Source organism: Streptomyces sp. NBC_00234 (assembly GCF_036195325.1).
Classification (GTDB): domain Bacteria; phylum Actinomycetota; class Actinomycetes; order Streptomycetales; family Streptomycetaceae; genus Streptomyces.
The window spans coordinates 6,369,065-6,395,214 of record NZ_CP108101.1 but is presented as its reverse complement, the minus strand read 5'-3'; the positions used below and the strand labels follow the sequence as shown (position 1 = coordinate 6,395,214).

Annotated in this window: 24 protein-coding genes and 2 pseudogenes; 13 read left to right on the top strand and 13 right to left on the bottom strand. The window is 70.5% G+C overall.

All coding sequences use genetic code 11. From position 1 onward, the window contains the following. Window positions 1-115: 115 nt before the first annotated feature. Window positions 116-523: a peptidase inhibitor family I36 protein gene (locus OG230_RS28115; protein ID WP_328906517.1), complete on the bottom strand. Its 408-nt coding sequence runs from the start codon at window positions 521-523 to the stop codon at window positions 116-118. Window positions 524-797: 274 nt separating this feature from the next. Between OG230_RS28115 and OG230_RS28110 the strand changes: the two genes are divergently transcribed. The 3 genes and pseudogenes from OG230_RS28110 to OG230_RS28100 form a co-directional block, all read left to right on the top strand. Continuing rightward, window positions 798-1,817, top strand: a complete 1,020-nt coding sequence (locus OG230_RS28110; protein WP_328906516.1) for a hypothetical protein — start codon at window positions 798-800, stop codon at window positions 1,815-1,817. A 13-nt stretch (window positions 1,818-1,830) separates the two neighbouring features. Continuing rightward, window positions 1,831-2,916 (top strand): hypothetical protein, encoded by a 1,086-nt coding sequence (locus tag OG230_RS28105; RefSeq protein WP_328906515.1) that lies wholly within the window; start codon window positions 1,831-1,833, stop codon window positions 2,914-2,916. Between the two features lie 239 nt (window positions 2,917-3,155). Then, window positions 3,156-3,530 (top strand): annotated as a pseudogene (locus tag OG230_RS28100) (transposase); the annotation flags it as partial. Here the strand turns inward: OG230_RS28100 and OG230_RS28095 are convergent. The 4 genes and pseudogenes from OG230_RS28095 to OG230_RS28080 all read right to left on the bottom strand — a co-directional run. Beyond that, a pseudogene (locus OG230_RS28095) lies at window positions 3,522-3,998 on the bottom strand (transposase); the annotation flags it as partial. The pseudogenes OG230_RS28100 and OG230_RS28095 sit on opposite strands and share 9 nt — an antisense overlap. Window positions 3,999-4,120: 122 nt before the next feature. After that, entirely contained in the window at window positions 4,121-4,582 is a 462-nt protein-coding gene (locus OG230_RS28090; protein WP_328906514.1) for an ATP-binding protein, read from the bottom strand. 136 nt (window positions 4,583-4,718) lie between these two features. Next, the gene (locus tag OG230_RS28085) at window positions 4,719-5,930 is read right to left on the bottom strand and encodes a hypothetical protein (protein WP_328906513.1); all 1,212 of its coding nucleotides are present in this window, start codon (window positions 5,928-5,930) and stop codon (window positions 4,719-4,721) included. Between the two features lie 112 nt (window positions 5,931-6,042). Continuing rightward, entirely contained in the window at window positions 6,043-6,954 is a 912-nt protein-coding gene (locus tag OG230_RS28080; protein WP_328906512.1) for a LysR family transcriptional regulator, read from the bottom strand. Window positions 6,955-7,026: 72 nt separating this feature from the next. Here OG230_RS28080 and OG230_RS28075 point away from each other — a divergent pair, with 72 nt between their 5' ends. The 5 genes from OG230_RS28075 to OG230_RS28055 all read left to right on the top strand — a co-directional run bounded on the left by OG230_RS28075 (window position 7,027) and on the right by OG230_RS28055 (window position 12,827). Continuing rightward, window positions 7,027-7,416 (top strand): RidA family protein, encoded by a 390-nt coding sequence (locus tag OG230_RS28075; RefSeq protein ID WP_328906511.1) that lies wholly within the window; start codon window positions 7,027-7,029, stop codon window positions 7,414-7,416. 172 nt (window positions 7,417-7,588) lie between these two features. After that, a complete protein-coding gene (locus tag OG230_RS28070) occupies window positions 7,589-8,440 on the top strand; it encodes a helix-turn-helix domain-containing protein (RefSeq protein WP_328906510.1) in 852 nt (283 codons plus the stop codon). Further along, window positions 8,437-8,682: a DUF397 domain-containing protein gene (locus tag OG230_RS28065; protein ID WP_328906509.1), complete on the top strand. Its 246-nt coding sequence runs from the start codon at window positions 8,437-8,439 to the stop codon at window positions 8,680-8,682. The genes OG230_RS28070 and OG230_RS28065 overlap by 4 nt, the downstream gene beginning before the upstream one ends. Window positions 8,683-8,803: 121 nt before the next feature. Further along, the gene (locus OG230_RS28060; protein WP_328906508.1) at window positions 8,804-11,215 is read left to right on the top strand and encodes a GTPase-associated protein 1-related protein; all 2,412 of its coding nucleotides are present in this window, start codon (window positions 8,804-8,806) and stop codon (window positions 11,213-11,215) included. A gap of 151 nt (window positions 11,216-11,366) precedes the next feature. Continuing rightward, on the top strand, window positions 11,367-12,827 hold the full coding sequence (locus OG230_RS28055; protein ID WP_328906507.1) for a VCBS repeat-containing protein: 1,461 nt from the start codon (window positions 11,367-11,369) through the stop codon (window positions 12,825-12,827). Window positions 12,828-12,885: 58 nt separating this feature from the next. Here the strand turns inward: OG230_RS28055 and OG230_RS28050 are convergent, their stop codons facing one another. The 3 genes from OG230_RS28050 to OG230_RS28040 are packed head-to-tail and all read right to left on the bottom strand — an operon-like array spanning window position 12,886 to window position 16,477. Beyond that, on the bottom strand, window positions 12,886-14,061 hold the full coding sequence (locus OG230_RS28050) for an RCC1 domain-containing protein (RefSeq protein WP_328906506.1): 1,176 nt from the start codon (window positions 14,059-14,061) through the stop codon (window positions 12,886-12,888). A 9-nt stretch (window positions 14,062-14,070) separates the two neighbouring features. After that, entirely contained in the window at window positions 14,071-15,249 is a 1,179-nt protein-coding gene (locus OG230_RS28045; protein ID WP_328906505.1) for an RCC1 domain-containing protein, read from the bottom strand. A 13-nt stretch (window positions 15,250-15,262) separates the two neighbouring features. Further along, on the bottom strand, window positions 15,263-16,477 hold the full coding sequence (locus tag OG230_RS28040) for an RCC1-like domain-containing protein (protein ID WP_328906504.1): 1,215 nt from the start codon (window positions 16,475-16,477) through the stop codon (window positions 15,263-15,265). Between the two features lie 546 nt (window positions 16,478-17,023). On the opposite strand from OG230_RS28040, the gene OG230_RS28035 reads away from it, so the two are divergent. The 3 genes from OG230_RS28035 (at window position 17,024) to OG230_RS28025 (ending at window position 19,971) form a co-directional block, all read left to right on the top strand. Beyond that, a complete protein-coding gene (locus OG230_RS28035) occupies window positions 17,024-17,551 on the top strand; it encodes a hypothetical protein (RefSeq protein ID WP_328906503.1) in 528 nt (175 codons plus the stop codon). A 65-nt stretch (window positions 17,552-17,616) separates the two neighbouring features. Further along, entirely contained in the window at window positions 17,617-18,570 is a 954-nt protein-coding gene (locus tag OG230_RS28030; RefSeq protein WP_328906502.1) for a hypothetical protein, read from the top strand. A 21-nt stretch (window positions 18,571-18,591) separates the two neighbouring features. Further along, window positions 18,592-19,971, top strand: a complete 1,380-nt coding sequence (locus OG230_RS28025; protein WP_328906501.1) for a hypothetical protein — start codon at window positions 18,592-18,594, stop codon at window positions 19,969-19,971. A gap of 69 nt (window positions 19,972-20,040) precedes the next feature. Here OG230_RS28025 and OG230_RS28020 read toward each other — a convergent pair whose 3' ends face one another. Continuing rightward, window positions 20,041-20,910, bottom strand: a complete 870-nt coding sequence (locus OG230_RS28020) for a peptidoglycan-binding protein (RefSeq protein WP_328906500.1) — start codon at window positions 20,908-20,910, stop codon at window positions 20,041-20,043. Window positions 20,911-21,196: 286 nt separating this feature from the next. On the opposite strand from OG230_RS28020, the gene OG230_RS28015 reads away from it, so the two are divergent. Beyond that, window positions 21,197-21,658 carry a hypothetical protein gene (locus OG230_RS28015; RefSeq protein ID WP_328906499.1) on the top strand — a complete coding sequence of 154 codons (462 nt, stop codon included), beginning with the start codon at window positions 21,197-21,199 and terminating at the stop codon, window positions 21,656-21,658. Window positions 21,659-21,685: 27 nt separating this feature from the next. Here the strand turns inward: OG230_RS28015 and msrB are convergent, their stop codons facing one another. From msrB to OG230_RS27995, 4 genes are all read right to left on the bottom strand, one after another. Beyond that, window positions 21,686-22,093 carry a peptide-methionine (R)-S-oxide reductase MsrB gene (gene msrB / locus OG230_RS28010; RefSeq protein WP_328906498.1) on the bottom strand — a complete coding sequence of 136 codons (408 nt, stop codon included), beginning with the start codon at window positions 22,091-22,093 and terminating at the stop codon, window positions 21,686-21,688. Between the two features lie 10 nt (window positions 22,094-22,103). Beyond that, window positions 22,104-23,498 carry a UDP-N-acetylmuramate--L-alanine ligase gene (murC, locus tag OG230_RS28005; protein WP_328906497.1) on the bottom strand — a complete coding sequence of 465 codons (1,395 nt, stop codon included), beginning with the start codon at window positions 23,496-23,498 and terminating at the stop codon, window positions 22,104-22,106. A 42-nt stretch (window positions 23,499-23,540) separates the two neighbouring features. Beyond that, window positions 23,541-23,993, bottom strand: a complete 453-nt coding sequence (locus OG230_RS28000; RefSeq protein ID WP_328906496.1) for an indole-3-glycerol phosphate synthase — start codon at window positions 23,991-23,993, stop codon at window positions 23,541-23,543. Between the two features lie 165 nt (window positions 23,994-24,158). After that, the gene (locus OG230_RS27995; protein ID WP_328906495.1) at window positions 24,159-24,974 is read right to left on the bottom strand and encodes a pyrimidine reductase family protein; all 816 of its coding nucleotides are present in this window, start codon (window positions 24,972-24,974) and stop codon (window positions 24,159-24,161) included. A 37-nt stretch (window positions 24,975-25,011) separates the two neighbouring features. Between OG230_RS27995 and zapE the strand changes: the two genes are divergently transcribed. Then, window positions 25,012-26,106 (top strand): cell division protein ZapE, encoded by a 1,095-nt coding sequence (gene zapE / locus OG230_RS27990; protein ID WP_328906494.1) that lies wholly within the window; start codon window positions 25,012-25,014, stop codon window positions 26,104-26,106. Window positions 26,107-26,150: the final 44 nt, after the last annotated feature.

Below are 26,150 nucleotides of genomic sequence, written 5' to 3'. Positions count from 1 at the left end.
CTGGCGCATCCCTACCGGTTGACCACAGAGCGCAGCTCACGGCCGGCGAGCCCTGGCGGGCGGGGCAGGACACACCGTCCACCACCGCCCACCAGGGGTTTCACCTGAGCGAACCTCAGTTGGGGCAGGCCGCGTTGTTGGCGAAGCAGTGCGAGCTCCACTTGTCGCTCCAGCCGCCCTCCCAGTTGACCTTCCAACCGGGAACATTCCCCATGGCCGTACCGGTGTAATTCGCCCCGGCGTAGAAGGTGACCTCGGTGTCGGGGTCACGGTTCCACGTGGACGTCACGGTGTCGTTGATGCCTATGTTCGTGCCGTAATACGTGCCGGTGTACGACGCCTTGCTGTACAGCGTGTCATAAACTCTACCGGTGTTGTTATTGCTGTCGTACAGGCAGACCTCGCCACCGTTGGAGCTTTCACATACTCCGTTGTAGCTGCCCGCAGACGCACTTCCGGCGAAAGCGACAGTGGCGGTGAATGCGACTGCCGCAAGCGCGGAAGCAGCCCTCAGTTTCGACATGGATACTCCATTACTCGTCGGGCTCATACGCGGAGGACGCTAACACCGCACCAGTCGGTGATCAAGCCATTTCATAAGCAGCATAATCGAGCCGACTGGCCGAATTTCATTGGCGGTTCAGCGCTTGAGCAGTTCGGTGAAGAATGGAATATGACATTCCGAGTCCACGGAATGACTGATTCATCCCGCCCATTAGCGGCCGGGAACAGGGGTGGCGTGGGCAGCCCCTCCGGCGTGTGTCACGATCTCCCCAACCTGTGGGGGGTGTTGCTGAATGGCGCAGGACATTGCGCTGCGGCCGGTGGTGGATCCGGCCCTCGAGGACGCGGAGCGCGCGCTGCTGGAGAAGTCCGCCGACGGACTCTTCCCAGCCACGCTGCCGCTGCCCGAGGAGCCGGGGCTGGGCGGCCGTACCAAGGCGGACATCTGGACGGCCCTGGGGGTCTCCGCGGTGTGCGCGCTACTGCCGGTGACGATCCTGTGGGCGCTGATCGGCGTGTGGCCCGGCCTGGCCGTCGGGCTCGCGGCGCAGGCGGGGCTGATCTGGGTCGGGGTCCAGTTCGGGTTCGAGGCGTTCATCCTGACCGTCGTGGGCGTGCACCTGCTGGCCTGGCTGCTGATCGTCGTCCTCGGCTGCGGGACCGACGAGCGGCAGCGGGTGGCCCGGCTGCACCACGGCCGCTACTACCTGGCCGAGGACTTCGGCGACGACTCCCTGCGCGAGCTGCTGGGCCACTCGCCGCTGCGCCGGATGGAGCGCGCCCAGGCCGCCGTGACGGCGGTACTCCAGTCGCAGGTCGACCGGGACGGGCTGCTGGACGACATCGCCAACGACGTGACGCTGCCGGCCCAACAGTACGAGATCGCCCAGCGCCTGGCCGAGCTGACCCGGCTGGCGCGGAAGGTGCGCACCGCTGCCGGGGACGCCTCCGGCTCGCGGGTGGAGGAGGTGCTGCGGACTCAGCGGCAGGCGCTGCGGCTTTCGTCGAGCGCGCTGGAGGAGCGGGTGGAGGCGCTGGAGCGGTACGCCGAGAACACCCGCGCGGCGGACGCGGCGTACCGCGAGTGGGAGGCCGTACGAGAGCTGGAGCAACTCGGCGAGGACATGCACGAGCTGGTGGTGAACACGGTGCGGGACGAGCTGGCCGTCGCCGAGATCGAGGGGCTCGCCGACCGGTCCCGACTCCAGGACCTGCACCGGATGCTGGACGAGGCGCGGGAGGCGGGGCTGCTGGCCACGCGGTTCGCCGACGAGCCGGCCGACCGCCGGTCCGGCGACAGCGGCCGGGCGTGAGGGGGAGGACGACATGACGCAGACATCCCAGCCGAGACTCGAGTTCCACTCCGGCCGCGGCAAGAAGACCTTCGACCGGATCCCGGGCGGGTTCTACCTGGTCGGCGCCCTGGTGATCCTCTTCGAGGTGGTCACGCTCGGCGCGGTGGGCCTGGCCCTGGCCGTCGGCGACCCGAGCGACGACGGGGCATCCCCGGACAAGGAATCCCGGCGGGTCGAGGTCACCTACATCGCGACGGGCGACCACCCCTCGGTGAACCTCACCGTCGGGGAGGCGAACGGCAACCACGAGCCCCACGGGGTCGTCATCCTGCCGTACCGCAAGACCGTCGAGCTGGCGGCGGGCGCCGCGTTCTATCTGGACGTCAGAAGCCGCGAGGACCAGGAAGGGGGCACTCTCACGTGCACCGTGCTGGTCGGCGGCAAGGTGGTCCAGCAGGCGCACAGCACACCGGACTCCTCGTCCGCCACCTGCGCGGGCAGCACCGCGGACGCCCCGCAGCGGGGCATCCCCGTGCCCACTCTCACCCCCGGCGCCTCCCCGCTGCCCGAGGAGCGGCGGCTCACCGGGACCGTCAAGGTGCCGGACTACCCGGGCGAGGGCTCGCCGGTCATCGGCACCGTCACGGACTCCTCCCTGGAGTACGCGGAGCTGGGCGGCACGTGGGACCGGAGCAAGACGCTGGATCCGGTCTTCGATGGCTTCACCCGCAAGCAGGAGGGGCGCCAGCGCGCACTCGTGAAGTCCACGCAGGTCGACGAGGACATCATGGCCGCGGCCGGCGGCACCGGGGAGCTGCGGGGCGTGGCGGGCGCGGTGATGGACGAGCGGCGGCGCTACGAGTACCCCCGCGACCAGGCGATCCTGGTCGACGTCGCCTCGCAGCCGCTGAAGGTCGACGGACATGACGCCTGGCTGCTGGTCAGCGAGATCCACTTCCACAAACGCGGGGTGCCGTCCACGATGGACCTGAACGCGGTCCTCGTGGTCGACACCGGGCGGGTCCGCCCCTCGGTGCTGTGGGTCGTACTGCCGGAGACGAACAAGAAGCTCTGGCCGGACCTAAACACTCTGGTCGCATCCGTCCAGGTCCGCTGACCTGCACCGATACGGGACGGGCCCGGGCGCGCGACGCGTCCCGGGCCCGTCCGGTAGAGCGCGACGCTGGCCGGGCACGGCATCGAGTCGGCGGCGACCAGGTCGACGAGCGTGCCCGACGCACGGGTGCGGTGCCAGACGATCGTGCAGTAGCGCGAGCGGAGCCACTGCTCCACGTGCTCGTACGTGGTGGCGGTGGCTGGCCATCCGTAGAGGCGTGCGACGTTCAGGCGCAGCACCTCGCGGTCGCGCTGGGCGGGGACTGCCTCGCGGATGTCGGGACGCTGCGGGCCGAGCCCGGCGTGTTCGGGCCGGCGGCCTCCGACCCCACGGTCTCCCGGCTCGTTGACGCCCTCGCCGCAGCCGGGCCGAAGGCCCTGTCCGCGATCAGGACCGCTCGGGCCGGCGTGCGCGAGCACGTGTGGAAGCTGGCCGGCACTGCGGCGCCGGATGCCGCGGGGCAGGTGATCGTGGACCTGGACGGGGTGCCCGTGCTGGCTCACTCCGAGAAGCAGGACGCCACCGCGACCTGGAAGAAGACCTTCGGACACCATCCTCTGATGGCCTTCGTCGACCACGGAAGCGGCGGGAGCGGGGAGCCGGTGGCCGCCCTGCCCGTGGTCGACGAACCCCATCAAGGGGTGGTGCCCGTAGGTCCGCTTCCAGGTGGGTGCGGCGTCCTCCTTGTCGGAGTGAGCCAGCACCAGCACCCCGTCGAGGTCGACGGTCACCGTCCCGCCCGCATCAGGCGCACTGCCCTCGGCCAGCTGGGTGTTGATCAGGCGGGAGACCGTCGGATCGGAGGCCACCGGCCCGAACACGGCCGGCTCGGCCCGCAGCATGCCGACATCCGCGAGGCAGTCCCCGCCCAATGCGACCGCCAGGGCCACGTCCAGCAGGATCTTGCCCGGATCGTGCACCGCCCGAGCCTTCCGCCACGGCGTGAGCGCTGCTGACATCGCGGTGTCCAGGCCGACCTTGCGGACGGTCTCGACCAGCAGCACTTCCCCGGCCTACGAGACCACCGCCCGGCCGCCGCCCTCGATGCGGACACGCGGGTACGACCCGATACGCCTCTTCACCTGGAGAGTGCTTCTTCCCATGCAGCCAACAGGACCCTCGACAAGTCCCATCGTTGCAGGTCAGGAGCACTCTCCGCTTATTTGATCAAGCCTCGGACACTCCACCTCGTGAAAGCGCGAGGTTAGTACAGAAGGTCCAGTTCCGCGCGGACAGTCTTGCCCGGCGGCCGGCGGTCGAGCACTTCCCAGCGGTCGGCCAGGGCATCGACCAGGACCAGCCCCCGGCCGCTCTCGGCATCGGGTGCGGGTGCGGTGACGTCACCGGGGGAAGGCGGGCGGGCCTCGGTTCGGGTGTCGGAGAGCTCGATACGGAGGGTGCTGAGGGCAGGGTCACGCGGGGTGAGGGTCAGGGCGAGTTCGAAGTCCCGGCCAGGGACGCGGCCGTGGGTGGCGGCGTTGGCCGCCAGTTCGGCCACGAGCAGCGCGGCCGTGTCGGACACGTCGCCGCCGTACGGGATGCCCCAGCGGTCCAGCTCGAACCGGGCGAACCGCCGGGCGAGGCGGGCGCCTCGCGGGGTGGCACTGAAGCGCTGGGTGAACTCACGTACGGTGAGCGGGCGTTGGGTTACGGAGGGAGCTTCCATGCGACGAGCGTGGCGGCCCTGACCCTCATACCTCCAGATCACGCACCCGTACGCAGAGTACGCGTACGGGTGCGCACGGCAGGCCGTCGGGGTGACGGACCGTAACCCCCCGGGGCGGTGACGGGCTGCGTGGCCATCACTGAACCGGTGCGCCGCCGCCCCTCGTCCTGGGTGGGACGCCAACAGGCATGGACGACTGGTGCTGGGACTGCTGGTGCTGGGACGACTGGTGCTGGGACTGCTGCGGGGCATGGCCGATGTTGCCCATCCGGAGGCTGGCCGCCGCGGCAACGCTGGGGGCCGCCTCCGGGGCCGGGGAACCGCCGCGGGGCGAGTTCGCGCCGAGGGAGGAACTGTCCGAGCCAGGGCTGGACGGAGTCGTCGGTATGTCACCGGTCACATACTGATTGACTCCGGCGGCGTCCATCAGATGCCGGCCGTTTCCGACGTAGCGCCGCTGCTCAGCGGGGTCGCGGGGCTCGATCGCCCTCTTGTAGTACACGAACGGGTACTCGGACCCCCGGGCAGCGTGGCTGGTGAACGCCTCCACCTCGCCCGCGTATCCGTACTGCGTGACCGGCCCCCGGGTGTCGATGGTCCTGAACCGCGTGCCGTTGCCCTTGTTGTAGACCGCGTCCGTTGTGATCCGTGCGGCGGGGAATTCGCGCTGCATGTTCTCCGCGAACTCCTGGAAGCGGCACTTGCAGCCGTTGCACGGGCCGATGTTGCTGACGAACTCCACGCCGAGTTCCGTGATCGCTTCCCTCGCCGGGGAGTTCGGCGGATGGTTCCGTGTCAGGTAGGCGTGCACCGCGTCGAGAGCACCGACCTCCGCGTCCCTGGCCGATACCGCCATCTCCTGCTCCAGCCCGGCTACATGGACGGCGCCGTAGGAATTCCCGTCGTCGTACCCGCCCCCCGGCCTGCCCGCGCCGAAGACGCTCCCGTCCGCGACCGGCACGTGCTGACCGTTCACCAGGAGGATCGGTTTGACGAAGACGCCCCGCCCCTGGCTGAACACGTCGTTCATGGCGTGCATCCGCAGTTCGCTGAGGTGCGGTCGCCGGGGTGCCTGCGGTGCGTCCTGGAGCGGGGCGTCGGGAACCGGAGGGTAGGCGGACCAGACCGTCTGCCCCTGCGCATCGGTGACATAGATCGGGTTCACAGGGTCGCTCTCGTGCCACCAGCTGGTGAGCCCATCGCTCTGACCACTGATCCAGCCGGTATCGGCGTCGTAGCCGTAGTACCGCCCCTGCTGATCCCAGCCGACGATCCTTTCGCCGACGCTGTGGTAGGTCCGCTGGGACTCCTCGTCCCACTGGGTGACGACATTATTCGGAGTGGTCACTGCAACGCCCCCTCGCACTGTGGATAGTCCCCACAACGCGGCCCGTACGGGAAGGGTTCAGCCTCCCGAAGCCCGGGGCTCGGGAGGCGAGTCGTACTTGGCGGCCGTCTGCCTACTCACGCCTGTCCGGCGAATCGTGGACCACGGTCGTCAGAAGGTGTGCCACCAGAGGGTTTGTGTCGTTCCTGCGCCAGGCGACGGCGACTCGTGTGCGTGCGATGCGGGGCTCAACCCCGCGGAACGCAACGCCCCTGAGGCGGATGCGCCTGATGCTCGCCGGGGCCACGGAAACCCCCAACCCCGCTTCCACCAGTGCGCACACGGTCTGCCACTCCACTGCGTGCTGGGCGATCTGCGGCGTGAATCCTGCCGCGATGCACAGACCGGTGATCCGGTCGTAGAGCCCCGGGCCGACCTCACGGGGCAGGAGCACGAACGGCGAGTCGGACAACTGGGCGAGCTGCACAGTCCTTTGGGCGGCCAGCGGGTGTTTCGTCGGCAGGACGGCCACGAAGGGTTCGTCGAGTACGGTCTCGAAGCCGATCTCCGGCTCGTCGGCGGGCGGTTCACGTAGCAGGCCGACGTCGATGCTCTCGTCGTGGAGGGCGGCGAGTTGGGGTGCGGTGGTCATCTCATGGATGTCCAGATGCACACCGGGAAACCGCTGCCGAAAGGTGCTCAGCAGGCCGGGCAGGACCGTCAGGGCGAGGGACGCGGCGAAGCTGATCCGCAGGCAGCCGGTCCGTCCGTCGCCGACGGCCCGTGCTGCGGCAAGGCCGTCGGCGAGGCCGTTGAGCGCCCGCCGGGCTGCCGGCAGCAGTTCACGACCGACTGGGGTGAGCGTGACACCTCCCGGTTCACGGCGGAACAGGGCGTGGCCGACCTTGTCCTCCAGGCGGCGGATCTGCTGGCTCAGCGGTGGTTGCGCGACACCGAGGCGGGCGGCCGCATGTCCGAAGTGGAGTTCCTCGGCGAGCACGACGAAGGCGTGCAGCTGCGCAAGGGGAAGTTCGGGGCGCTCCATACGCTTAGAGATATCAGATGATGCCCTTAGGCGTATTAGACGTATACGAGCAGGTCACTTAGCGTTCGGCGCATGACAGAGCGACGTGTGATCCTCAGCGGTTCGATCTTTGAGGAAGAGATCGGTTATGCACGTGCCGTGGTCGACGGCGACTGGGTCCATGTGTCCGGTACCACCGGATTCGACTACGCCAGCATGACCATCTCCGGCGACGTGGTGGAGCAGGCCGAGCAGTGCCTGCGCAACATCGAGGCCGCGCTGACCGAGGCGCAGTGCAGCCTCGACGACGTGGTCCGGGTGCGTTATCTCCTTCCCGACCGCGAGGACTTCGAGCGCTGCTGGCCAGCACTGCGCCGCGCCTTCGGAGAGGTCCGGCCGACCGCCACGATGCTCATGTGCGGCCTCGCCGACCCTCGCATGAAGATCGAGATCGAGGTGTACGCACGGCGGGCCACCGCGTAACAGCCCGCACGGGCCGTGACTCCCGGACGCCGTGACACCGCACGTGCCAGGTCAGCGACTCGTACGCTCGGTCAGCGTACGGGTACACACAGTGGACAGTACGCCTCACGGAACGTGACGATGGATCAGCTGGGTCGGAGCTGTCGGGGACAGGCGCGAGAGGTGACCGGAGATGGCGGACATCGGGGGCGGTACAAGTGGAGTGGCGAGCGGCGGGGAACCGGAATCCTCGGACAGCCTCAAGGCGTTCGGAGAGGTCGTCAAAGCGTTCCGGAAGCGTGCCGGACTGACGCAGGAGGACTTCGCACCGAGGGTCTGCTACTCGGTCCCGACGGTCGCTTCCATCGAGCAGGGCAGGCGTTTCCCTCCGGGCGACTTCGTGGACCGGGCCGAAGCAGTGCTGGACGCGTTCGGGACGATCAAGGGAGCGGCACGGCATCTGTCACGGCGGCCGGGGCTGGCCAGCTGGTTCCGCCAGTGGGCCCAGCTGGAGGCGGAGGCGCTGAGCCTCTACACGTACGAATGCCGGTTGATTCCTGGGCTGTTGCAGACGGAGGCGTATGCGCGGACGCTGTTCGTGAACCAGCTGCCCCCGTTGGGGGATGCGCAGATCGAGGCGCAGATGACCGCCCGGACGGAACGGCAACGGCTGCTGCGGGAGCGGCCGAACACTTCGTACAGCTTCATCGTCGAGGAGCATGTGTTCCGGCGGCTGATGGGCGGGCGGGACGTCACGCGCGAGCTCATCAGTCATGTGCTCGAACTCGCCGAACTGCGGAACATCGAGGTGCAGGTCATGCCGCTCGTACGCACGGGACATGCGGGGCTGGACGGGCCGATGCAGTTGTGCGAGACCCCGGCGAATCGCTGGCTCGCCTACTGCGAGGGCCAGGAGAGCGGGCAGCTCATTCCACACTCCAAAGTGGTCAGCATGCTCCAGATGCGGTATGCCAGGATGCGGTCCCAGGCTCTCTCCCTGGGGGACTCCCTGAGCCTGTTGCGGCAGATGCGAGGAGCGGTATGAGCACCACAGAACTTGCCTGGTTCAAGAGCAGCTACAGCGGGGGCTCGGGCGACTCCTGCGTAGAAGTGGCCCTCTCCTGGACCAAGTCCAGTTACAGCGGCGGCTCGGGCGATGACTGCGTCGAGGTCGCCTCCTGCCCCGACACCGTCCACGTCCGCGACTCCAAGGTGACCGAGGGTCCGCAGCTCGCGCTCCGGCCCGGTGCCTGGGGGAGCTTCGTCTCGTACGCCGCCCGAGGCTGAGCCCGCACATCAGTGCGTCCGCTCTTGATAGCGTCGCCCCCACGGCTGCGGGACTTCTCCCCGCCCCCAGCCGTGGGGTGGAAACGGGGACGCTCGCGGCAGGGACGAAGAGGGCCGACGCATGAGCCTTGCACAGCTGCACTACACCTCCGCCGCGCCGGGGAGCGAGGCCACGGGCGGACGGTTCACGGCGGTCGGTCCCGGGATCTCGGCGGCGATGCTCGCCGAGATCGAGCCGTTGATCGGGTACGAGTTTCCGGCCGATGTTCCGTTCCTGCCGACGGATGCCGAACTGTGGTCGTTGCCGCAGGCGTTCAGCTTCTGTGCGCTGTCCGACGGCAGCCGGCTGCTCTGTCGTACGGTGCCCGTGCGTGGGTCGGGCTCCGCTCCCGTGCGGTTCCACGCCCATGCGGTGCATCTGCCCGTGGACGCACGGCTGACGGGCGGCCGGCTGCCGGTCGACGCGTGGCGGTCGCCGCAGTGGGTCTCCGTGACGCCCGGCGGTGCGATACCCGATCCCCTCAGCAGCCTGCCGCCGGGGCACGGGGCGGTGCGTGAGGGGCTGGGTGACTTCGCCGTGTCCCGTAGTCCGTGGCTCGCCTCCGTCTTCGCCGATCTGCGGCGGGTGAGCGAGGAGAGTCCCCCGGCGTCGCCGGTCGTGCTCGTCGAGCGGCAGAGCGCGGACGTGGCCCGTTGGATCGCGCTGGCCGGGGCCGCGCTGCCGCGGGAGAGCGCGGAGCGGCTGACGTTCACCACGTACACCCGGAGTCCGGGGCGGGCGCCCCACCGGGTGGTGGGCGTACTGCCGCAGGACGTAGGGGAGTTGGGCGGGGATCTGCGGGTGCATACGTGCACCGGGTCCCGGCCGCAGGGGGTGACGGGTGATGCCTGGGCGGAGACCGCTGCGCGGATCTGGCGCAGCCGGGCGCCGGAGTTGTTCCGGGATGCGGGCGAGTTGCCCGGGGAGCCCTTCGCCGCGGGCCCGCTGGCTGTGACGGCGCTGTGCGCAGGAATTGCGCTGGCGACCAACGAGCGTGCGGCTGCGACCCGTTGGGCGGCGGAGAGGCCGTACGCGCTGGATGCCAAGCAGACCCGACAGTTGGTCGAGGCGTTGACGTCGCCCGCGATCGACGATCGTTCCGGGCCCGAGTTCGACGCGGTGGGGCTGCTGTTCGGGGCGCTCGACGGGCGTGCGCCGGTCACGACGACCGCGCCGCTCGCGGCGATGCTGGTGACGGAGGCGGTGCGCGGGGGGAACGGTTCGCTGGAGCTGCCCGGCCGTTCGGCGTTCGCCGGTCCGGAGGGCGCGGCGATCGGGGCCTTGCTCGGTCCCGAGATCCTGGCCGAGCTGGGTGCGCCCGCGACGAGCGGGGACGTGGCGCGGACGGTGCAGTTGCTGCGGGTGGCGCGGTTGCTGGATGTGGACTGTGCGGAGTTCCTTCCCACGGTCGTACGGCGGCTGGCGCCCGCGCTGCTCTCCGAGGACGATCCGGAGTTCGGGCCGGCGCTGCTGGAGTTGCTGGACGAGCAGTTCGATGTGCGGACGGCGCTGCTCGGGGCGCTGGACGGGATCGCGCCGGACGACCCGGGGGCGGTGGAACGGCTGTTGGGCCGGGTGACGTTGCCGTTCACGGGGACGCAGGCGCTGCCGCATCTGCGGATGTGTTCCGAGGCGGCGGGGGCGCGGGCGACCCTGGGCGGTGACCGGGCGGCCGTGTGGCAGCGGGTGCTGCGGGCGGCGGGGCTTTCGCCGTTCGCCGAGCCGATGGTGCTGCGTACGGCTGCGGGCCTGGTGTGGGGGGATCGTGCTCCCACGGCCGGGGAGGCGCGGCTGTTGTTGGAGGCGGCCACGTCGGACGCTCATCGGACGGCCGGGACGTGGTCGCGGCTCGTCGAGGCGGCGCTCGCCGCGTCGGCCGACGACGAGGAGGCCGCCGGGCTCACGCATGATCTGCTGCGTGGTTTCCCGCAGGAGATCGAGGGGCGGGTGCGTGGGGCGCTGCTGCTGCTGGACTTCGCCCGTGAGGTGGGTTCCGGGGCCGCCGAAGAGGGCTGGGTGGAGCGGGCGCGGGCGCTGTGCGCGCAGGCCGAACCGGTCGAACCGGCTGTCCGGGAGCGGGCGTTCGGGGCGTTGGCCGTACGGTTGCTCGCCCCTGACCGTCCGGAGGCCGAGTTGTACGCGTTCGTGCACAGTGAGGACGCGGGTCTGGTGGCGGCGTACGACCGGGAGGCTCGCGGGGAGGGTGTCGCGCAGCGGCTGCGGACCGATCCGGTGTATGCGGCGGGCTGCTTCGCCGTCTGGACCGCGTACCCGCACGCGGGCCCGGCGTGGAACACGACCGCCGACGCTCTGCTCCGGGAGGTGCTGCGTCCCGCCGTGCGTACGTTCTCGCCCGCCCGGCTGAAGGAGGTCGAGCAGGCTGTGGAGAGTGCCGGGAGCAGCGGGCGGGCGGACGCGTTCCGTGCGTGGAACCGGCCGAGCACGCTGGGGCGGCTCGGCAGGCGGATCTCGGGGCGGGTACGGCGGGGCTGAGCCTTTTCTTGATCACGATTGTCCTCCGGGTACAACCCTTGGCCTGATCCGGCTGTCTCTATGTGTGCAGATCAACTGCATCCCAACGCGTGGAGCCCGCCGGGTGAACGAGCCCGGAATGTTCCGCGCACTCTCCTGGTAAGGAGTCCGCGTGGCATCCCGTGCACTCGGCACAAGTGTGGTCCTCGCCGTCGCCGTGGCGTCCGCCGTCGTCGGTCCGCCCGCCGCACAGGCCCTGGCGCCGTCCGTCGTGGCGGCAGCCGCCTCTGCCGGTCCCCGTGACGACTTCAACGGCGACGGGTACGCGGATCTGGCGTTCTCGGCGCCCGGTGCGACGGTCAACGGCTTCGCCGGAGCGGGGTACGCCGGTGTGGTCTACGGGTCGAGCGGTGGCCTGAAGACCACGACCAAGCAGGTCGTCACGCAGAACTCGGCCGGTGTACCCGGCGTCGCGGAGGCCGGTGACGCTTTCAGCAGCACGCTCGTCTCCGCCGACCTCGACCGGGACGGCTACACCGACCTGGTGGTCGGCTCGGCGGGTGAGCAGGACGGCACCGCCGTGCGGGCAGGGGCGCTGTCCGTCCTATGGGGAAGTGCGGCCGGTCTTTCGGGCGGGGCCACGCTTCTGGTGGGGGCCGCGTCCAGCGAGGTCGGCAGCGAGCTGGCCGTGGGTGACTTCGACGGGGACGGGGCCAAGGATCTTGCCACGTTCCGGTCCGAGGACCTCCAGGTCCTGAGGGGGCCGTTCGCCCGTACGGGGGCCGCCGCCGCTGTCACCCTGGCCGCTGACACCGAGGACAACCGGTGGCACGATCTCGCTGCGGGCGATGTCGACGGCGACGGGCGCGACGACCTCGTGGGCCTCGCGCACAACGGCAACGAGGACGACAGGCGGCGCGTCAGCGTCGCCGCGGGCGGGCCGTCCGGTCCGGGGGCCTTCCGCGAGGTGACCAACGCCGACGGACGGGGTCTGGAGGCCGGGGAGAATCTCGCCGTCGGCAATGTGAACGGTGACGGGTACGCCGACTTCGTCGTGGGCCGGCTCGAAGGCTACGACAGCGACGCGGAGAATCCCCTCGCCCTCGGCGGCATGATCACCTATGTGCCGGGCGGTGCGACGGGCGCGCAGGGCGCCGCGGCGAAGGTCTTCAACCAGGACTCGGCGGGGGTGCCGGGCGCCGCCGAGCGCGGCGACCTGTTCGGTTCGTCCCTCGCCATCGGTGACACCGACGGCGACGGCTACGGGGAGGTCGCGGCCGGTGTGCCGGGCGAGGCGCTGGGCACGACCGCGCGGGCGGGCGGGATCGTGATCCTGCCCGGTACCGCCGCCGGCCCGACGGGCACGGGTTCCACGGGCTTCAACCAGGACACGGAGGGTGTCACCGGGACCGCGGAGCTGGGCGATCTGTTCGGCGGGGCCGCCGCTTTCGTGGACGGCAACAGGAACGGCCGCGCGGAACTGGCCGTGGGTGCCCCGGGCGAGAACGCCGGTGAGGGCTCCCTCTGGGTCTTCCCGTCCATGACGACGGGGACCGGCTCCTTCACCTTCGGTCACGGCACGCTGGGCACGGTGGCGGTGAAGGCGGCTCTGGGGTCGTCCTTCAACCGCTGAGGTGTGGGGCGCCGCCCCCGGCTCCGTGCCGGGGGCGGCGTTTCGCTGTGGTGCGGACTCAGTACGCGAACGTGGACTTGCCCGTGGTCGCCGCGGCGACGTGGGCGATGCCGCTGCCCGCGGGAAGTACGGTCACGGGCTTGCGTGTTGCCGTGACCGTGCCGTCGCCGAGCTGGGCGTTGGTGTTGGCGCCGAACGAGACGACGGAGCCGTCGTCCAGGGAGGCGACCGTGTAGTCGAAGCCGCTCACGACCTCCGTGGCGCCCTGGAGCGGGGCGATCGGGACGGGGGTCGTCCGCGTGGTGGTCGTGTCGTCGCCGAGCTGGCCGACGTCGTTCTTGCCCCAGGCGCTGACGCTGCCGTCGTCCAGGATCGCGTAGTTGGTGTAGGCGTTGGCGGAGATCTTCGCGACGCCTTCGAGGTGGTGCACGTCCACGGGGACGTTGCTGTCGGCGACGGAGTCGTTGCCGAGCTCGCCTTCCGTGTTCTTGCCCCAGGACTTGACCGTGCCGTCGGCGGTGAGGGCCAGCACGTGGGCGCAGCCGACCGAGATGGACACGACGTCCTCGAGGTCCTTGACCTTCTGCGGGGTGTTGCGGGCGGCGTTGTCGCCGTTGCCGAGACGGCCGTTGACTCCCTCGCCCCAGGCCCAGACCGAGCCGTCCTGGCGCATGGCGACACTGAAGTCGCAGCCCGCTCCTACGTCCTTGACCTTGTTGAGGCTCTGCACGTCGACGGGGGTCTTCTGTACTCCGGCCGGGTCCGCGGCGGTCAGGCCGTTGCCGAGCTGGCCCTTGGTGTTGCTGCCCCAGGACAGGACGCGTCCGCCGCGTACGGCGAGTACGTGGTTGCTTCCCGCCGACACCTCGCTGACGCCGGAGAGTCCGGCGACGGCCGCGGGGAAGGACTGGCCGACGAGGGTGCCGTTGCCGAGCTGGCCGGTGAGGTTGGCGCCCCAGGACTTGACGGTGCCGTCCTTGAGGAGGGCGATGGCGAAGGAGTTCTTGTCGGCGTCGCCGCCGCCGGACATCTCCCGTACGGAGTCCCGGGCGATGCCCTGGACGTCGGCGGGGGTCTGCTGGTTGACGATGCTGCTGTTACCGAGCTGGCCGAGGTTGTTGATGCCCCAGGCGCGGACCCACGGGTCGCTGGGCGCGGCGTGTGCGGGGAGGCAGGGTGCGGCCAGCGCCGCGAGGGTGAGGGTTGCGGTGAGGGTGGTGCGCAGTGCTGTCATGACGCCCTTTCAGTAGGCGTAGCTGGAGTTCGCGTTGGTGGCCGCGTCGACGTGGGTGATGCCGCTGCCGGCGGGCAGCACACGGACGGGGACGAGGACGGGTTTCGTGGTGCCGTCACCGAGCTGCCCGGCGGCGTTGTCGCCCCAGGCGAGGACCGATTGGTCGGTGCGGACCGCGAGGGTGTGGTTCGCGCCCGGGTCGAGGTCCTGGATGTCGCGCAGCGCGTCGATCGGGACGGGGGTGGTGCGGTCGGTCGTGGTGCCGTCGCCGAGCTGGCCGGAGGCGTTGGCGCCCCATGCCCGGACCTCGCCGTCCTCCAGGACGGCGAAGTTGTGCCGGGCTCCCGCGTAGATCCTGGCGACTCCGTCGAGATGGGCGACGTCGGCGGGCAGGGGGCTGTCGTCCGTGCTGTCGGTGCCGAGCCGGCCGTCCTGGCCTCGGCCCCACGCCTTGACGGTGCCTTCCGCGGTGAGGGCGAGAACGTGCTGGCATCCTGCGGAGATCGCCACGATGTCGCTGAGTCCTGTGACCTGCTGGGGTGTGGGGCGATTGTTGGTGTCGCCCAAGCCCAGGCGACCGTAGCTGTTCGTGCCCCAGGTCCAGACGGATCCGTCCTGGCGCAGGGCGACGCTGAAGGCGCAGCCGACACTGACGTCCTTGACCTCGTCGATGCTCTGCACGGGAAGGGGCAGGTTCTGCGTGCCGTCCTTGGTGGGGACGATGGTGCCGTTTCCGAGTTCGCCGTAGGCGTTGCCGCCCCAGGCAAGGAGACGCCCCGCCCGGAGGGCCAGCACGTGGGTGGTGCCCGACGCGATTCGGCTCACTCCGGACAGGCCGGCGACGGTGGCCGGAGTGCTCTGGTTGACCGTGGTGCCGTTCCCGAGCTGGCCCATGGTGTTGTTGCCCCAGGACCTGACCGTGCCGTCCTTGAGGAGGGCTGCGACGAAGCCGGTGGCGTCCGAGTAGCCGCCCGCCGACAGTTGGCGCACCTCGTCGCGGGCGAGGTCCCGCATGGAGCCCGGGGTCTGCTGGTTGACGAGTGAACCGTTGCCGAGCTGGCCCACGGTGTTGATGCCCCAGGACCGCACCCAGGGATCGGTGCCGGCGGCCTGCGCGGGGGCGGCCAGGGCGAGGGCGGCGGTGAGAACCGCCCCTGCCGCGGTTCGGAGACCGTACGCGTACGTCATCGTGCGTTCCGGATCAGTACGCGTAGGTCGTGTTGCCGCCCAACGACGCGGCCACGTCCTTGATGGCGGAGCCCTCGTTGAGGATCTTCACGGACTCGTAGCGCGGGACGGTGGTGCCGTTGCCGAGCTGGCCCTCGCCGTTGTGGCCCCAGGTGTAGACGTCGTCGGCGGTGACGGCGACGCCGTGGCGTGCGCCCGCTGCCAGGTGCTGGACGCCCTTGAGCCGGGGGATCTCGACGGGTGCGGTGCGGTTGGTGCGCGAGACGTTGGAGTCGAACGCCTCGTCGGACTCAAGGAGCTGGCCGTACTGGTTGTTGCCCCAGCCCCAGACCTCGCTGTCACTGGTGATCACGTAGTTGTGGTGGGCGCCCGCCTCGATGTCCGAGACGTCCTCCAGCCAGTCGACGTCGACCGGGGTGACGGCGGACTTGGTGGAGGAGTTGCCGAGCTGTCCATAGAGGTTGTAGCCCCAGGACTTGACGGTGGAGTCGGCGGTCAGGGCGAGGGCGTGGTGGCAGCCCGCGTCGATCTCGGTGATGTTGTTCAGACCCTCGACCTGGCGGGGTACGGAGCTGACGGCACGGCTGCCGTTGCCGAGCTGGCCGTAGACGCCGCGCCCCCAGGCGTACACCTTGCCGTTCTCCAGCAGGGCGAGGCTGAAGTCGCAGCCGGCCGAGATCTGCTTGACCCGGGGCATGCCCTGGACGCGGTCCGGGACGGTGCGGCTGTCACCGGTGCGGTTGTTGCCGAGCTGCCCGTAGGCGTTGTCGCCCCAGGAGTAGACCTGGCCGCTGGTGTCCAGGGCGAGGCCGTGGCCACCGCCCGCGGCGATGTCCTTGATGTTGGTCAGGCGGGGGACGGTGGTGGGGACGGTCTGGTTGATGGAGCCGCCGTTGCCCAGCTGGCCCATGGAGTTGCTGCCCCAGGACTTGATGGTCTTGTCGGTGAGGGCGAGCGCGAAGGAGTCGGAGGACGAGGTGCCGCCCGCCGAGATCTGGTCGACGTCGCCGCGGAAGAGGCTGGTCACGGAGGCGGGGGTCAGGCTGTCGGTGCTGGTGCCGTTGCCGAGCTGGCCGGTGCGGCCTGCTCCCCAGGCGAGGACGGTGGGATTGCCCTCGTTGGCGCTGGCCAGGGGGGTGAGTGCCGGTACGGCGGTGAGTGCCGTGGCCGCCACGGCGAGGGCTGCCAGGGCACGCAGGCGCGGGGTACGACCGGTGACATGTGACATGGGCGTCCTTCGGTGTGGGGTACGTGGGACGAGGCGAGGCGGGGGCGGGTCCGGGGCATGGGACGGCCGCGGGCAGGGGAGGCCCACGACGATGCCCGGCGGACCGGGGCACGGCCGCCGCGCTCTCTTCAACACTGTCCACGCAAGATCGTTTACGCGCGCCGAACCGGCGCCACCACCCGAGCGACGGTCCGCTGTACGGGGTACGGGCCGGGCACCGGGGCCCGCGGCGGCGGCGTCACGGGCCAGTCGGGAGTAGGGGCGCGGACGCCTGGAGCCTTGATGCGAAAGGGACTTGGGCGCCACTACGCCGATGCGGTGAGCTTCCCTCCCGGGCCATGACTTCCGTGTGTCCCCGGCCTGGGCGGCCAGGATTTATGTACTTTTTCACTGCGCTTGATGATCTTGGCGAGGCCGTCCCCCGACCCCGCCACGCGCCCCCTTTTCCCCTGCCGACCGATGGCCCGCTCCCCACGGGCCACGCGTCCCGAAGGGCCCTCCCACGGGCCCGACCGTCCCCCACCCCCGATCGCCTGGAGTTCCCCCATGCGCATCTGTCCGCTGCCCACCCGCACCGCCCTGCTGGCCGCCGCCGCCTGTGCCGTCACCCTCTTCCCTCTCGCGGGCACCGCCTCCGCGTCCGGCGGAAGCCACTCCGTACAGGCTTCGGCCGCCGTGCCCGCCGAGGAGTGCAAGCCCGACGACCAGGCGTGCAAGGACCGCGAGGCCAACGGAGAGCAGGCCAAGGAGATCGAGGAGGAGCAGAAGAAGACCCAGGCGGCGGCGACCCAGGCCGGCAAGGACATCGACGCCGCCGGGAAGAAGCTGAAGGAGTGCCCGCCCGGCGACAGCTCCTGCATGGAGGAGCTGGCGGGTACGGGCTCGGGCGAGAAGAAGGGGGTCTCGGACATGACCGAGACCATCGGCTCGTTCAAGCCCGACCCCTCGGACAACGCCGCGTCGGCCGTCGAGTCCACCTGCGCCGACTTCCCCGGCTCCCTGCCGGCCGGTTCGGCCGACGCGAGCGCGGCGCCCTTCCCCGTCTCGCAGCTCTGCTCCCTGCTCGGTTCCTGAGCCGTCCCCGCTCGTCGCCTCCCACTCCCCCCCCCAGCTATCCCACAGCCGGAAGGACCTCCGTCATGCCCACGCGCGCCCTGCACCGCACCACGCTGCTCCTCCCCCTGATCACCCTCGGTCTGATCGCCCCGCTCGCCCCCGCGATGGCCGGCCCCTCCACCGAGGGCGTGGAACAGGCGCCCACCGCCCGCGCGTTCACCGCCGACAACCGGGCGGCGGAGATCAGTGAGGTGCTGGAGTACTGCGAGAAGAACAAGTCCAGGCGCAACGCCTGCACGTTCACGATCGACCCGGCCAAGGACCGTGAGTACGCCAGCGCGGTCAAGTCCATGGGCAACGCGGTCGTCAACTGCACCGTGGACCCGATCGATGTGACGCGTACGGTGACGCTGCGCACCAGCAGCACGGACAACATCGGCGGCGAGATCTCCGGCAGTGTCACCGCAACGGGCACCGTCGCCGCCGCGGTGGAGGTCTCCGCCCTCCTCGCCAACGAGATGAACACCAGCACCCAGACGCCCAACATGAAGGAAGGGCCCACCTCGACGAACGGCAACAAGACCACGGTCACAGGGGGAACGAAGGCAACGGGCACCCTGACCGCCGCCCTCGCGTTCCAGGCCGCCTTCAAGGCCACGTACTCCAAGTCCTGGACGTCCGAGACCACCGAGGCCACGGCCTACAAGACCACCGTCAAGCCGTACGACATGCTGGTGTTCGGCGCCAGTGCGGCCATGCGACGGGTGGTCGGCAGCCTCGTCACCGACCGCGGCAAGAAGATCATCAACATCGCGGTGGACAGCCCGTCGATGGTCAACAACAGCACGTTCGTGGCTCAGACGTACCCCGTCCCGGGCGAGCTCTGCGGGCGCAAGCGCCCCTCCGGTGACGCGGCGGGCGACGGTGACAACGGCCGATCCGCGCAGCCCGAGTTGCGCGAGGTCCCGGCCCAGGGGCTCGTCCCCCGCGGCGCACTGCCGACGCATGAAGACACCCTGCTGCCCGCCCAGCGCTGACACCCGCCCCCAGGAGCCCTCATGTCACTCCCCCTCCGCACCCTGGCCGCGCTCGGTGTCGCCGGGTTCGCCCTGCCGGCCGTGCTCGGCGCCGCCCCCGCCGGTGCCGCCGCCCCCTCCCAGTCCGTTCCCGTCCTCAACGGCGACTTCGCCGATCCCGCCGTGAAGGGGGACGGCCCCACCACCGTCGGCATCGACGTCTGGACCGGGGCCAATCAGCGCTACGCGCCGTCCGCCTCCGGCCGCACCGACAACGCCCACGGCGTCGCGCTCCAGAAGGACGGCAACTCCCTCCACCAGCGCCTGCGCGGCGTACGCACCGGGGCCAAGATCACGGTCACGTACGAGGACAGCCCGGCCGTCTCCAAGGAATGCACCCCCGAACAGGTCGCCGACGGCCAGCCGTACACCGTGGAGGGCACCGGCGGGACGGTCCGCGAGGTCACCACCGCGAGCGACCCCGGCCGCACCAAGGGCAAGGCGGGGCCCGGCCGTTGGACCGCGCGGAGTTACGAGTTCACCGCCACCGAGAACGAACCGCTGCTCACCTTCACCTCGAAGGTCACCGACTCCCGTACGCATGTGACCTGTTCACCGATGATCGCCAGGGTGCGCGCGGCGGAGGCACCGCCCAGCCTGGACAAGACGGTGTCCCGGACGAACCTGGAGCGCTCGGAGGCGTACAAGGGCAACGAGCGCGAGAAGACCCTGCACAACGCCGCAGCGTCCTGCAACGGCGAGAACGCGTGCGTCTTCAAGCCCGACGACCGGATGTCGTTCCGCTACTACGGCCAGGCGCGCGTGATCGGCGAGGCGTTCGTCAACTGCACCCGCAACCCGCTGGAACACACCCGGGTCCTCAGCTACGCCGAGCGCTCCCACGACAGCATCGCGCAGACCTACGTGGACGCGGGACTCGCCCTCGGGGAGGTGGCCAGGCTGCCCAGCACCGGGGACCGCGACGAGGACAAGAAGCGCCTCAAGGAACGTCCGATGGCGACGCAGTTCGCGCTGGCCTACGAGAAGGGCTGGCAGCGGCCCTGGCAGTGGTTCTCCAGCGACCGGCGCGAGATCGAGGAGAAGATCCAGCCGGGCGAGGTGAGCTGGGTGGAGCTCCAGCCGAGCCGGGAACGGATCGAGGGCTGGTTCCTCTCCAACAAGGAGGACTACCGGCTGCACGCCGTCATCGACGGCCCGTCCCGCGCGGTCCCGGACCGCATCCTCCAGCGGACCGGCCCGATGTCCGAGTCGGAGAAGCAGCGGTGCGCCGCCGCGCGGCCGATGACCAGCACCCCGGTGGGCGCCGACGCCCCGGCGAGCTCCGCCGACAAGGGACTGCTGGAGATCCCCGCGCCCACGGCACCGGGCGTGCGCACGGTCCACGGCACGTCACGGGACTGATCCCGGCCTTCCGCCCCGGCCGGCCGTCTCTCTCCGAGGTGACGGCCGGCCGGGGCAGGGTAGGGCGGATCAGACGTTGGGCACCTTGAGCCTGTCCCAGCTCGACTTGCCCGGGACGCCGTCCGCGTCGCTCCCCGAGAAGCCCAGTTTCCGCTGCCACGCGGCGTACGACGTACGGTCGGCCTCCGACCAGTCCGGGCCCGGGCCGACCGCGTACCGTCCGCAGCCCTCGGCCACCAGTCTCTTTCCCATCGCCGTGATGACCGGGCTGCGACGGCCTGCCCGGAAGAACGCGGCTCCGGGGAACGGCTCGTACGTCGCCGGGGGCTTCGACGGGCCGTCGGGGCTGCCGCCGAGACGTGCCTTGATCCGGCTGCGCATCGAATCCATCGTGAACCCGCGCGGGTCGATCTTCCCCGGTTGCCACTCCTTATGACCGATCACGGAGCGATGCGTCCAGCCGTGTGCCCGGCAGATCGCCGCCGCCGCCTTCTCGATGGCTTCCAGCTGGGCGGCCGGCCACGGGTCCGTGCCGTTGCCGAGGTTGACGCACTCGAAGCCGTAGAAGGAGCGGTTGCCGTCGGTGTTGGCCTCGTTGTCGGCGGGCAGCGCGGACTCGTTCATCACCGCGCGCAGGACGTCGTCGTCGCCGAGTCCGGCGTGGTTGGCGCGGCCGTTGCCGACCAGGTGGACCGAGCCGTCCTTGGCGATCACTCCGTGGCACAGCGGACCCGGCAGGGTCGAATGGCCGTCGTAGCAGATGTCCACGGAGTTCTGGGTGCCCGAGGTCACGGTGTGGTGGATCATCACCCCGTGCGTGGGCCCCCACGGACCCTTGTGGTTGCGGTTGTGCGTGCGCCAGCTTCGGTGCTCGACGACATGCAGACCTTCGTCTCGGAGCGCCTTGAGCAGTTTGTCGGCGGACAGAGGCGTTGCCATCGTGGTGTTCCTTTCCCCGGTGACGCGTCAGTTCTCGGGCTGTCCCTCGTCGTCCTGCCCCGCAGGCGGCGGCGCCGAACCGGCCGCGGCGGCGGACTCCGCCGCCCCGGCCTCCGCCTCGGCCGGGGCGCCGGGCTCCGTCCGGCTTCCGGCCGCCGCTCCCGAACGTCAGATCCAATCCGGTGGCGCCGCACTGCCCGGTCGGATCGGCCGCGGTGCGACAGGTACCGTAGGGAGAACGATTTCGTGGGCCTCCTGGCGGGCTGCGTACACCCAGGAGGAACACATGACGACCAACCGCGGACGCAAGGACGTGATCCGGGACCGGATGGCCGCCACCGGCGAGTCGTACAACGTCGCGGCCCGGAACCTCAAGGCCATGAAGGACATGGGTCAGACCCGGGAAGCCGTGCTCGTGCAGCGCTGGCGCCCCGCCGACTCCCTGGACGTCCCCTGTCCGTGCGGCGGGACCTGTGAGCCGGGCGAGAAGTGCGACCACTGCCACGCCAGGCACCTGCACGTGAAGCGGTACCCGGGCAGTGTCACGGACGTGGAGACCTGGGCCGACCGCTACGAGTGCACCGGCTGCCCGTCCTCGTACACCCTGACCGTGCAGCTGACCGGCCGCCCCTGGGGCGTCGCCGAGACGGTCATCCAGGGCGGCTCGGCCGAGCCGGTCGTCCGCGTCCGGGTCTTCCCCGGAGTCGTCCATCCGCTGCTGCGCCCCGAGGCCCCCGAAGAGGACTGATCCCGGGGCGCCGGAAGCGGGTCCCGCTCAGCTCCCGTCGGGAGCCAGGGTCAGCGAGATCGAGTTGATGCAGTACCGCTGGTCGGTGGGCGTCGGATAGCCCTCGCCCTCGAAGACGTGCCCCAGGTGCGAACCGCACCGGGCGCAGCGCACCTCGGTGCGGACCATGCCGTGGCTGCTGTCCTTGATCAGCTCGACCGCTTCGGTGTCCTTCGGGTCGTAGAAGGACGGCCAGCCGCAGTGCGAGTCGAACTTCGTGTCGGAGCGGAACAGCTCCGCGCCGCACGCCCGGCAGGAGTAGACGCCCTCGGTCTTCGTGTCGGTGTACTCGCCCCTGAAGGCGGGCTCGGTGCCGGCCTGGCGCAGCACGGCGTACTCGGCGGGGGACAGCTCCGCCCGCCATTGCTCGTCCGGCTTCTCGATGTCGTACGCCACAGTGGCTCCCTCAGCTCGACAGGTGGTCCAGGATCTGCGGGCCGAGGTCCGTGACGTCGCCCGCCCCCATGGTGAGAACGAGGTCACCGGGCTTGGCCATTCCCGCGACGACCTCGGGGATCGTCGTCTTGTCGTGGACGGCGAGGACGTCGGCTCCCGCGGCCCGGGCCGCGTCGATGATCAGGGTGCTGGTGATGCCGGGGATCGGGTCCTCGCGGGCCGGGTAGATGTCGAGGACCACGGAGGCGTCGGCGAGCGCGAGGGCCTGGCCCATCTCGGTGCCCAGTTCCTGGGTGCGGGAGAAGAGGTGGGGCTGGAAGACGACCAGGAGGCGGGCGTCGGACGCGGCGCCGCGCATGGCTTCGAGGTCGGCGGTCATCTCGGTGGGGTGGTGTGCGTACGAGTCGATGACCTGGACGCCGGCCGCCTCGCCCTTGAGCTGGAGGCGCCGCTTGACCCCGGTGTACTTGCCGAGGGCCGAGGCGAGGTTGTGGGCGGGGATGCCGAGGGCGACACCGGCGGCGAGTGCGGCGACCGCGTTGTGGGCGTAGTGGCTGCCGGGCACGGAGACGGTGAAGGTGAGGTACTTCCCGTTGAGGACGACCGTGACCTCGCTGGTCAGGCCGCGCGGGGTGACCTTGTGGACGCGTACGTCGGCGGTCGGCGCGGAGCCGTAGGTGACGACCTTCAGGGAGGAGATGTCGCGGACCCGCTGGACGAGCTCGACGGCGCCTGCCTGGTCGGCGGAGACGACGAGGGTGCCGCCGGGGACGACCTTGCCGACGAACGTCTCGAAGGAGTCGTAGATCTCGTCCATCGAGGCGTAGTTCGCATGGTGGTCCAGCTCGACGTTGAGGACGATCGCGACCTCGGGGTCGTACTTCTGGAAGCTGCGGTCGCTCTCGTCGGCCTCGGCGACGAAGATCTCGCCTTCGCCGTGCCTGGCGTTGGTGCCGGGACCCTCCAGGTCGCCGCCGATGGCGTACGAGGGGTCGAGGCCCAGCTCGGACAGGGCGACGGCCAGCATCGACGTGGTGGTCGTCTTGCCGTGCGTGCCGGCGACGGCGATCGCGCGCAGGCCCTCCATCAGGGAGGCGAGGGCGTCGGAGCGGTGCACGACCGGGACCGAGAGCTCGGCGGCGCGGACCAGCTCGGGGTTGTCGGAGCGGATGGCGCTGGAGACGACCACACAGGTGGCGTCGTCGGCCAGATGACCGGCGGCGTGGCCGATGTGGACGGTCACCCCCAGCGCCCGCAGCGCTCCGGCGGTGGCGGACTCCTTGGAATCGCTGCCCGCCACCTTCGCGCCCCGCTGGGCGAGGATCTTCGCGATGCCCGACATTCCGGCGCCGCCGATGCCGATGAAGTGCGGCCGTTCAAGGGCGGCAGGAATTCCGGGTGCCATGCGCGTGTCTCCCAGGGTCGAGGCTAGTAACGGTCCCCCAGCCTATTCGCTGTGCGCGAAGAGCTTGAGCACCGGTACGCCGACCTTGTGGCGGGCCCTGGAGGCCCAGTCCCGGTGGAAGAACTCCTCCACGTAGTGCGGTGCGGTCAGGACGATGACCTCGTCCGCGCTCGACTCGTCGACGACGGTCTTGAGCTTGTCGAGGGGGTGGTCCTCGACCACCTGTCCGACGGCGTCCGAGCCGGCCTCGCGCAGCGCCCGGAGCGAGAACTCCAGGGCGATCTCGGCGGGCTCCCGGGCGGCTCTGCCCTCCGGCTCCTCACCCTCGCGGGTCGCTTCCTTGAGTTCTCCGATGGCCACGTCGTCGATCGCGCGCAGGAGTACGTCGGCCTGGTCGCCCCGCGGCTGCATCAGTACGACGAACGAGATCCGCTCCTCGCCGTGGAGGGTGGTGACGAAGTCCACGTCCTCCGGGGTGAGGGGCTTCTCGATCATCAAAACGCTTGTGAACACGACAGGCGCCCTTCCGCTTTGTCTCATCGACCGTCACGGCCGCTGCTGAAACCATCCTTCCCCGCGCTGGCACGGGGTCTGCAGAAGTAAGTGTGCCCATCCGGAGCTAACCGGAACGGGAAATTCCGTTACTTGTCAGATCCCGTGTCAACGAGATCGATCACGACGGTACCGAGTGAAGAGGAACCCGTCCTCCTCCAGCATCGACGCCAGGACGAATCGTTCCGGCACACCCACCGAGGGGCCGACCGCGATCCGCTGCGCGTCCCCGGCCGACAGCATCGGGGAGACGGTCAGACAGAGCTCGTCCACCGCGTCGGCCGCCACGAACTGGCCGAGCAGCCGGGGCCCGCCCTCCGTCAGCAGCCGGGTGAGACCGCGGGCGGCCAGCTCGCGGACCGCACGTTCGGGAGCGACCGCGGAGCCCTCCCCGGCGACGACCACCTCGGCGCCCGCCTGCCGGGCCTCCTGGATGCGGTCGGACGGGGCCCCCGCACCGGTCAGGACCAGGGTCGGGACAAGGGGCGAGGCGAAGAGCGGAAGCGAGAAGTCCAGGTCCAGGCTCGCGCTCACCACGGCGATCGCGGGGGCCGGGCCCTGGCCGGCCGCCGCACGGCGCGCGGCGAACGCCTCCCGGGCCCTGGCCGGGCGGTATCCCTCCAGACGTACGGTCTCCGCGCCGACCACCACCGCGTCGGCGAGCCCGCGCAGCGTGCCGAAGATCCTCATGTCGCTCGCGCAGGAGATGCCCTGGGAGCGGCCGTCGTGCTGGGCGGCGCCGTCCAGGGTGGAGACCATGTTGGCGCGCAGCCACGGACCGCCCCCCTCCGGATACGCGTACGCCTCGGCCAGCTGTTCGAGACTCCACTCGCGGTCGTCGGCCGCGGTCGTCGGGGAGGTCGCACCGGCGGCCCGGCCGGTCTCGTCGGTTGTCAGGTCCGTCACAGGGAGCAGGCGTCGCATGTGATGCAGTCTGGCATGGCCCTTAAGGTGGCGAGTTGTGTCGTCATCCACCGCCGTTCCGGGGCAGAGCCCCATAGCTGAAGCGGCCCCGCTGTCCCTGTGCGCCCGTGAGCCGCGCGTTCCCGCCGACCGTCTGGTCGCCGAGATGGTGCCGCCGCCGCGCTTCGATTCGGTGCGCTTCGATACGTACGTCCCCGATCCGAACCAGCCGAGCCAGAGCGAGGCGGTCAGGGTCCTGAGCGATTTCGCGGGCGGCCTCGGCGGCGCGCACGCCACCGGGAGCGGTAAGCGGAAGTGGTTCGGCCGGAAGGCGCCCGTTGCTCCGACCGGGCCACGCGGGGTCTATCTCGACGGCGGTTACGGGGTCGGCAAGACCCATCTGCTGGCCTCCCTCTGGCACGCCACGCCCGCGGCCCCCTCGCTCAAGGCGTTCGGCACGTTCGTCGAGCTGACCAATCTGGTCGGCGCGCTCGGCTTCCAGCAGACCGTGCAGACCCTCAGCGGGCACCGGCTGCTCTGCATCGACGAATTCGAACTCGACGACCCGGGCGACACGGTGCTGGTGTCCTCGCTGCTCAGCAGGCTGGTCGAGGCGGGGGTCGCGCTGGCCGCCACCTCCAACACCCTGCCCGGCAAGCTCGGCGAGGGCCGCTTCGCCGCCGCCGACTTCCTCCGCGAGATCCAGGGGCTCTCCTCGCACTTCCGGCCGCTGCGGATCGACGGCGAGGACTACCGCCACCGCGGGCTGCCCGAGGCTCCGGCGCCATACTCCGACGAGCAGGTCACCAAGGCCGCGTACGCCACGCCGGGCGCCGCCCTCGACGACTTCCCCGGTCTGCTCGACCACCTGGCCCGGGTCCACCCGAGCCGGTACGGGGCGATGACGGACGGGCTCAGCGCGGTCTGTCTCACCGATGTGCAGCCGGTGCCGGACCAGTCGACGGCGCTGCGGCTCGTGGTGCTCGCGGACCGGCTCTACGACCGCGAGGTCCCGGTGCTCGCCTCGGGACTCCCCTTCGACAAGCTGTTCAGCGAAGAGATGCTGAACGGCGGGTACCGAAAGAAGTACTTCCGGGCCATCTCCCGGCTGACGGCGCTGGCGCGTGACGCAAAGGGACTGGTGGCGCAGTAGGTTCGAGGGCGTAACGCCTCGCGGCGGCACCGCCTACGCGAGAA

Coding starts and splice junctions, on each gene's coding strand:
- OG230_RS28020 (WP_328906500.1), bottom strand. CDS start 20,910: ATGGCAACGCCTCTGTCCGCCGACAAACTGCTCAAGGCGCTCCGAGAC.
- OG230_RS28105 (WP_328906515.1), top strand. CDS start 1,831: ATGACGCAGACATCCCAGCCGAGACTCGAGTTCCACTCCGGCCGCGGC.
- OG230_RS28090 (WP_328906514.1), bottom strand. CDS start 4,582: ATGGAAGCTCCCTCCGTAACCCAACGCCCGCTCACCGTACGTGAGTTC.
- OG230_RS28065 (WP_328906509.1), top strand. CDS start 8,437: ATGAGCACCACAGAACTTGCCTGGTTCAAGAGCAGCTACAGCGGGGGC.
- OG230_RS28015 (WP_328906499.1), top strand. CDS start 21,197: ATGACGACCAACCGCGGACGCAAGGACGTGATCCGGGACCGGATGGCC.
- OG230_RS28035 (WP_328906503.1), top strand. CDS start 17,024: ATGCGCATCTGTCCGCTGCCCACCCGCACCGCCCTGCTGGCCGCCGCC.
- OG230_RS28000 (WP_328906496.1), bottom strand. CDS start 23,993: ATGATCGAGAAGCCCCTCACCCCGGAGGACGTGGACTTCGTCACCACC.
- OG230_RS28115 (WP_328906517.1), bottom strand. CDS start 523: ATGTCGAAACTGAGGGCTGCTTCCGCGCTTGCGGCAGTCGCATTCACC.
- OG230_RS28080 (WP_328906512.1), bottom strand. CDS start 6,954: ATGGAGCGCCCCGAACTTCCCCTTGCGCAGCTGCACGCCTTCGTCGTG.
- OG230_RS28045 (WP_328906505.1), bottom strand. CDS start 15,249: ATGACGTACGCGTACGGTCTCCGAACCGCGGCAGGGGCGGTTCTCACC.
- OG230_RS27995 (WP_328906495.1), bottom strand. CDS start 24,974: ATGCGACGCCTGCTCCCTGTGACGGACCTGACAACCGACGAGACCGGC.
- murC (WP_328906497.1), bottom strand. CDS start 23,498: ATGGCACCCGGAATTCCTGCCGCCCTTGAACGGCCGCACTTCATCGGC.
- OG230_RS28070 (WP_328906510.1), top strand. CDS start 7,589: ATGGCGGACATCGGGGGCGGTACAAGTGGAGTGGCGAGCGGCGGGGAA.
- OG230_RS28075 (WP_328906511.1), top strand. CDS start 7,027: ATGACAGAGCGACGTGTGATCCTCAGCGGTTCGATCTTTGAGGAAGAG.
- OG230_RS28050 (WP_328906506.1), bottom strand. CDS start 14,061: ATGACAGCACTGCGCACCACCCTCACCGCAACCCTCACCCTCGCGGCG.
- OG230_RS28030 (WP_328906502.1), top strand. CDS start 17,617: ATGCCCACGCGCGCCCTGCACCGCACCACGCTGCTCCTCCCCCTGATC.
- OG230_RS28025 (WP_328906501.1), top strand. CDS start 18,592: ATGTCACTCCCCCTCCGCACCCTGGCCGCGCTCGGTGTCGCCGGGTTC.
- OG230_RS28040 (WP_328906504.1), bottom strand. CDS start 16,477: ATGTCACATGTCACCGGTCGTACCCCGCGCCTGCGTGCCCTGGCAGCC.
- OG230_RS28110 (WP_328906516.1), top strand. CDS start 798: ATGGCGCAGGACATTGCGCTGCGGCCGGTGGTGGATCCGGCCCTCGAG.
- OG230_RS28060 (WP_328906508.1), top strand. CDS start 8,804: ATGAGCCTTGCACAGCTGCACTACACCTCCGCCGCGCCGGGGAGCGAG.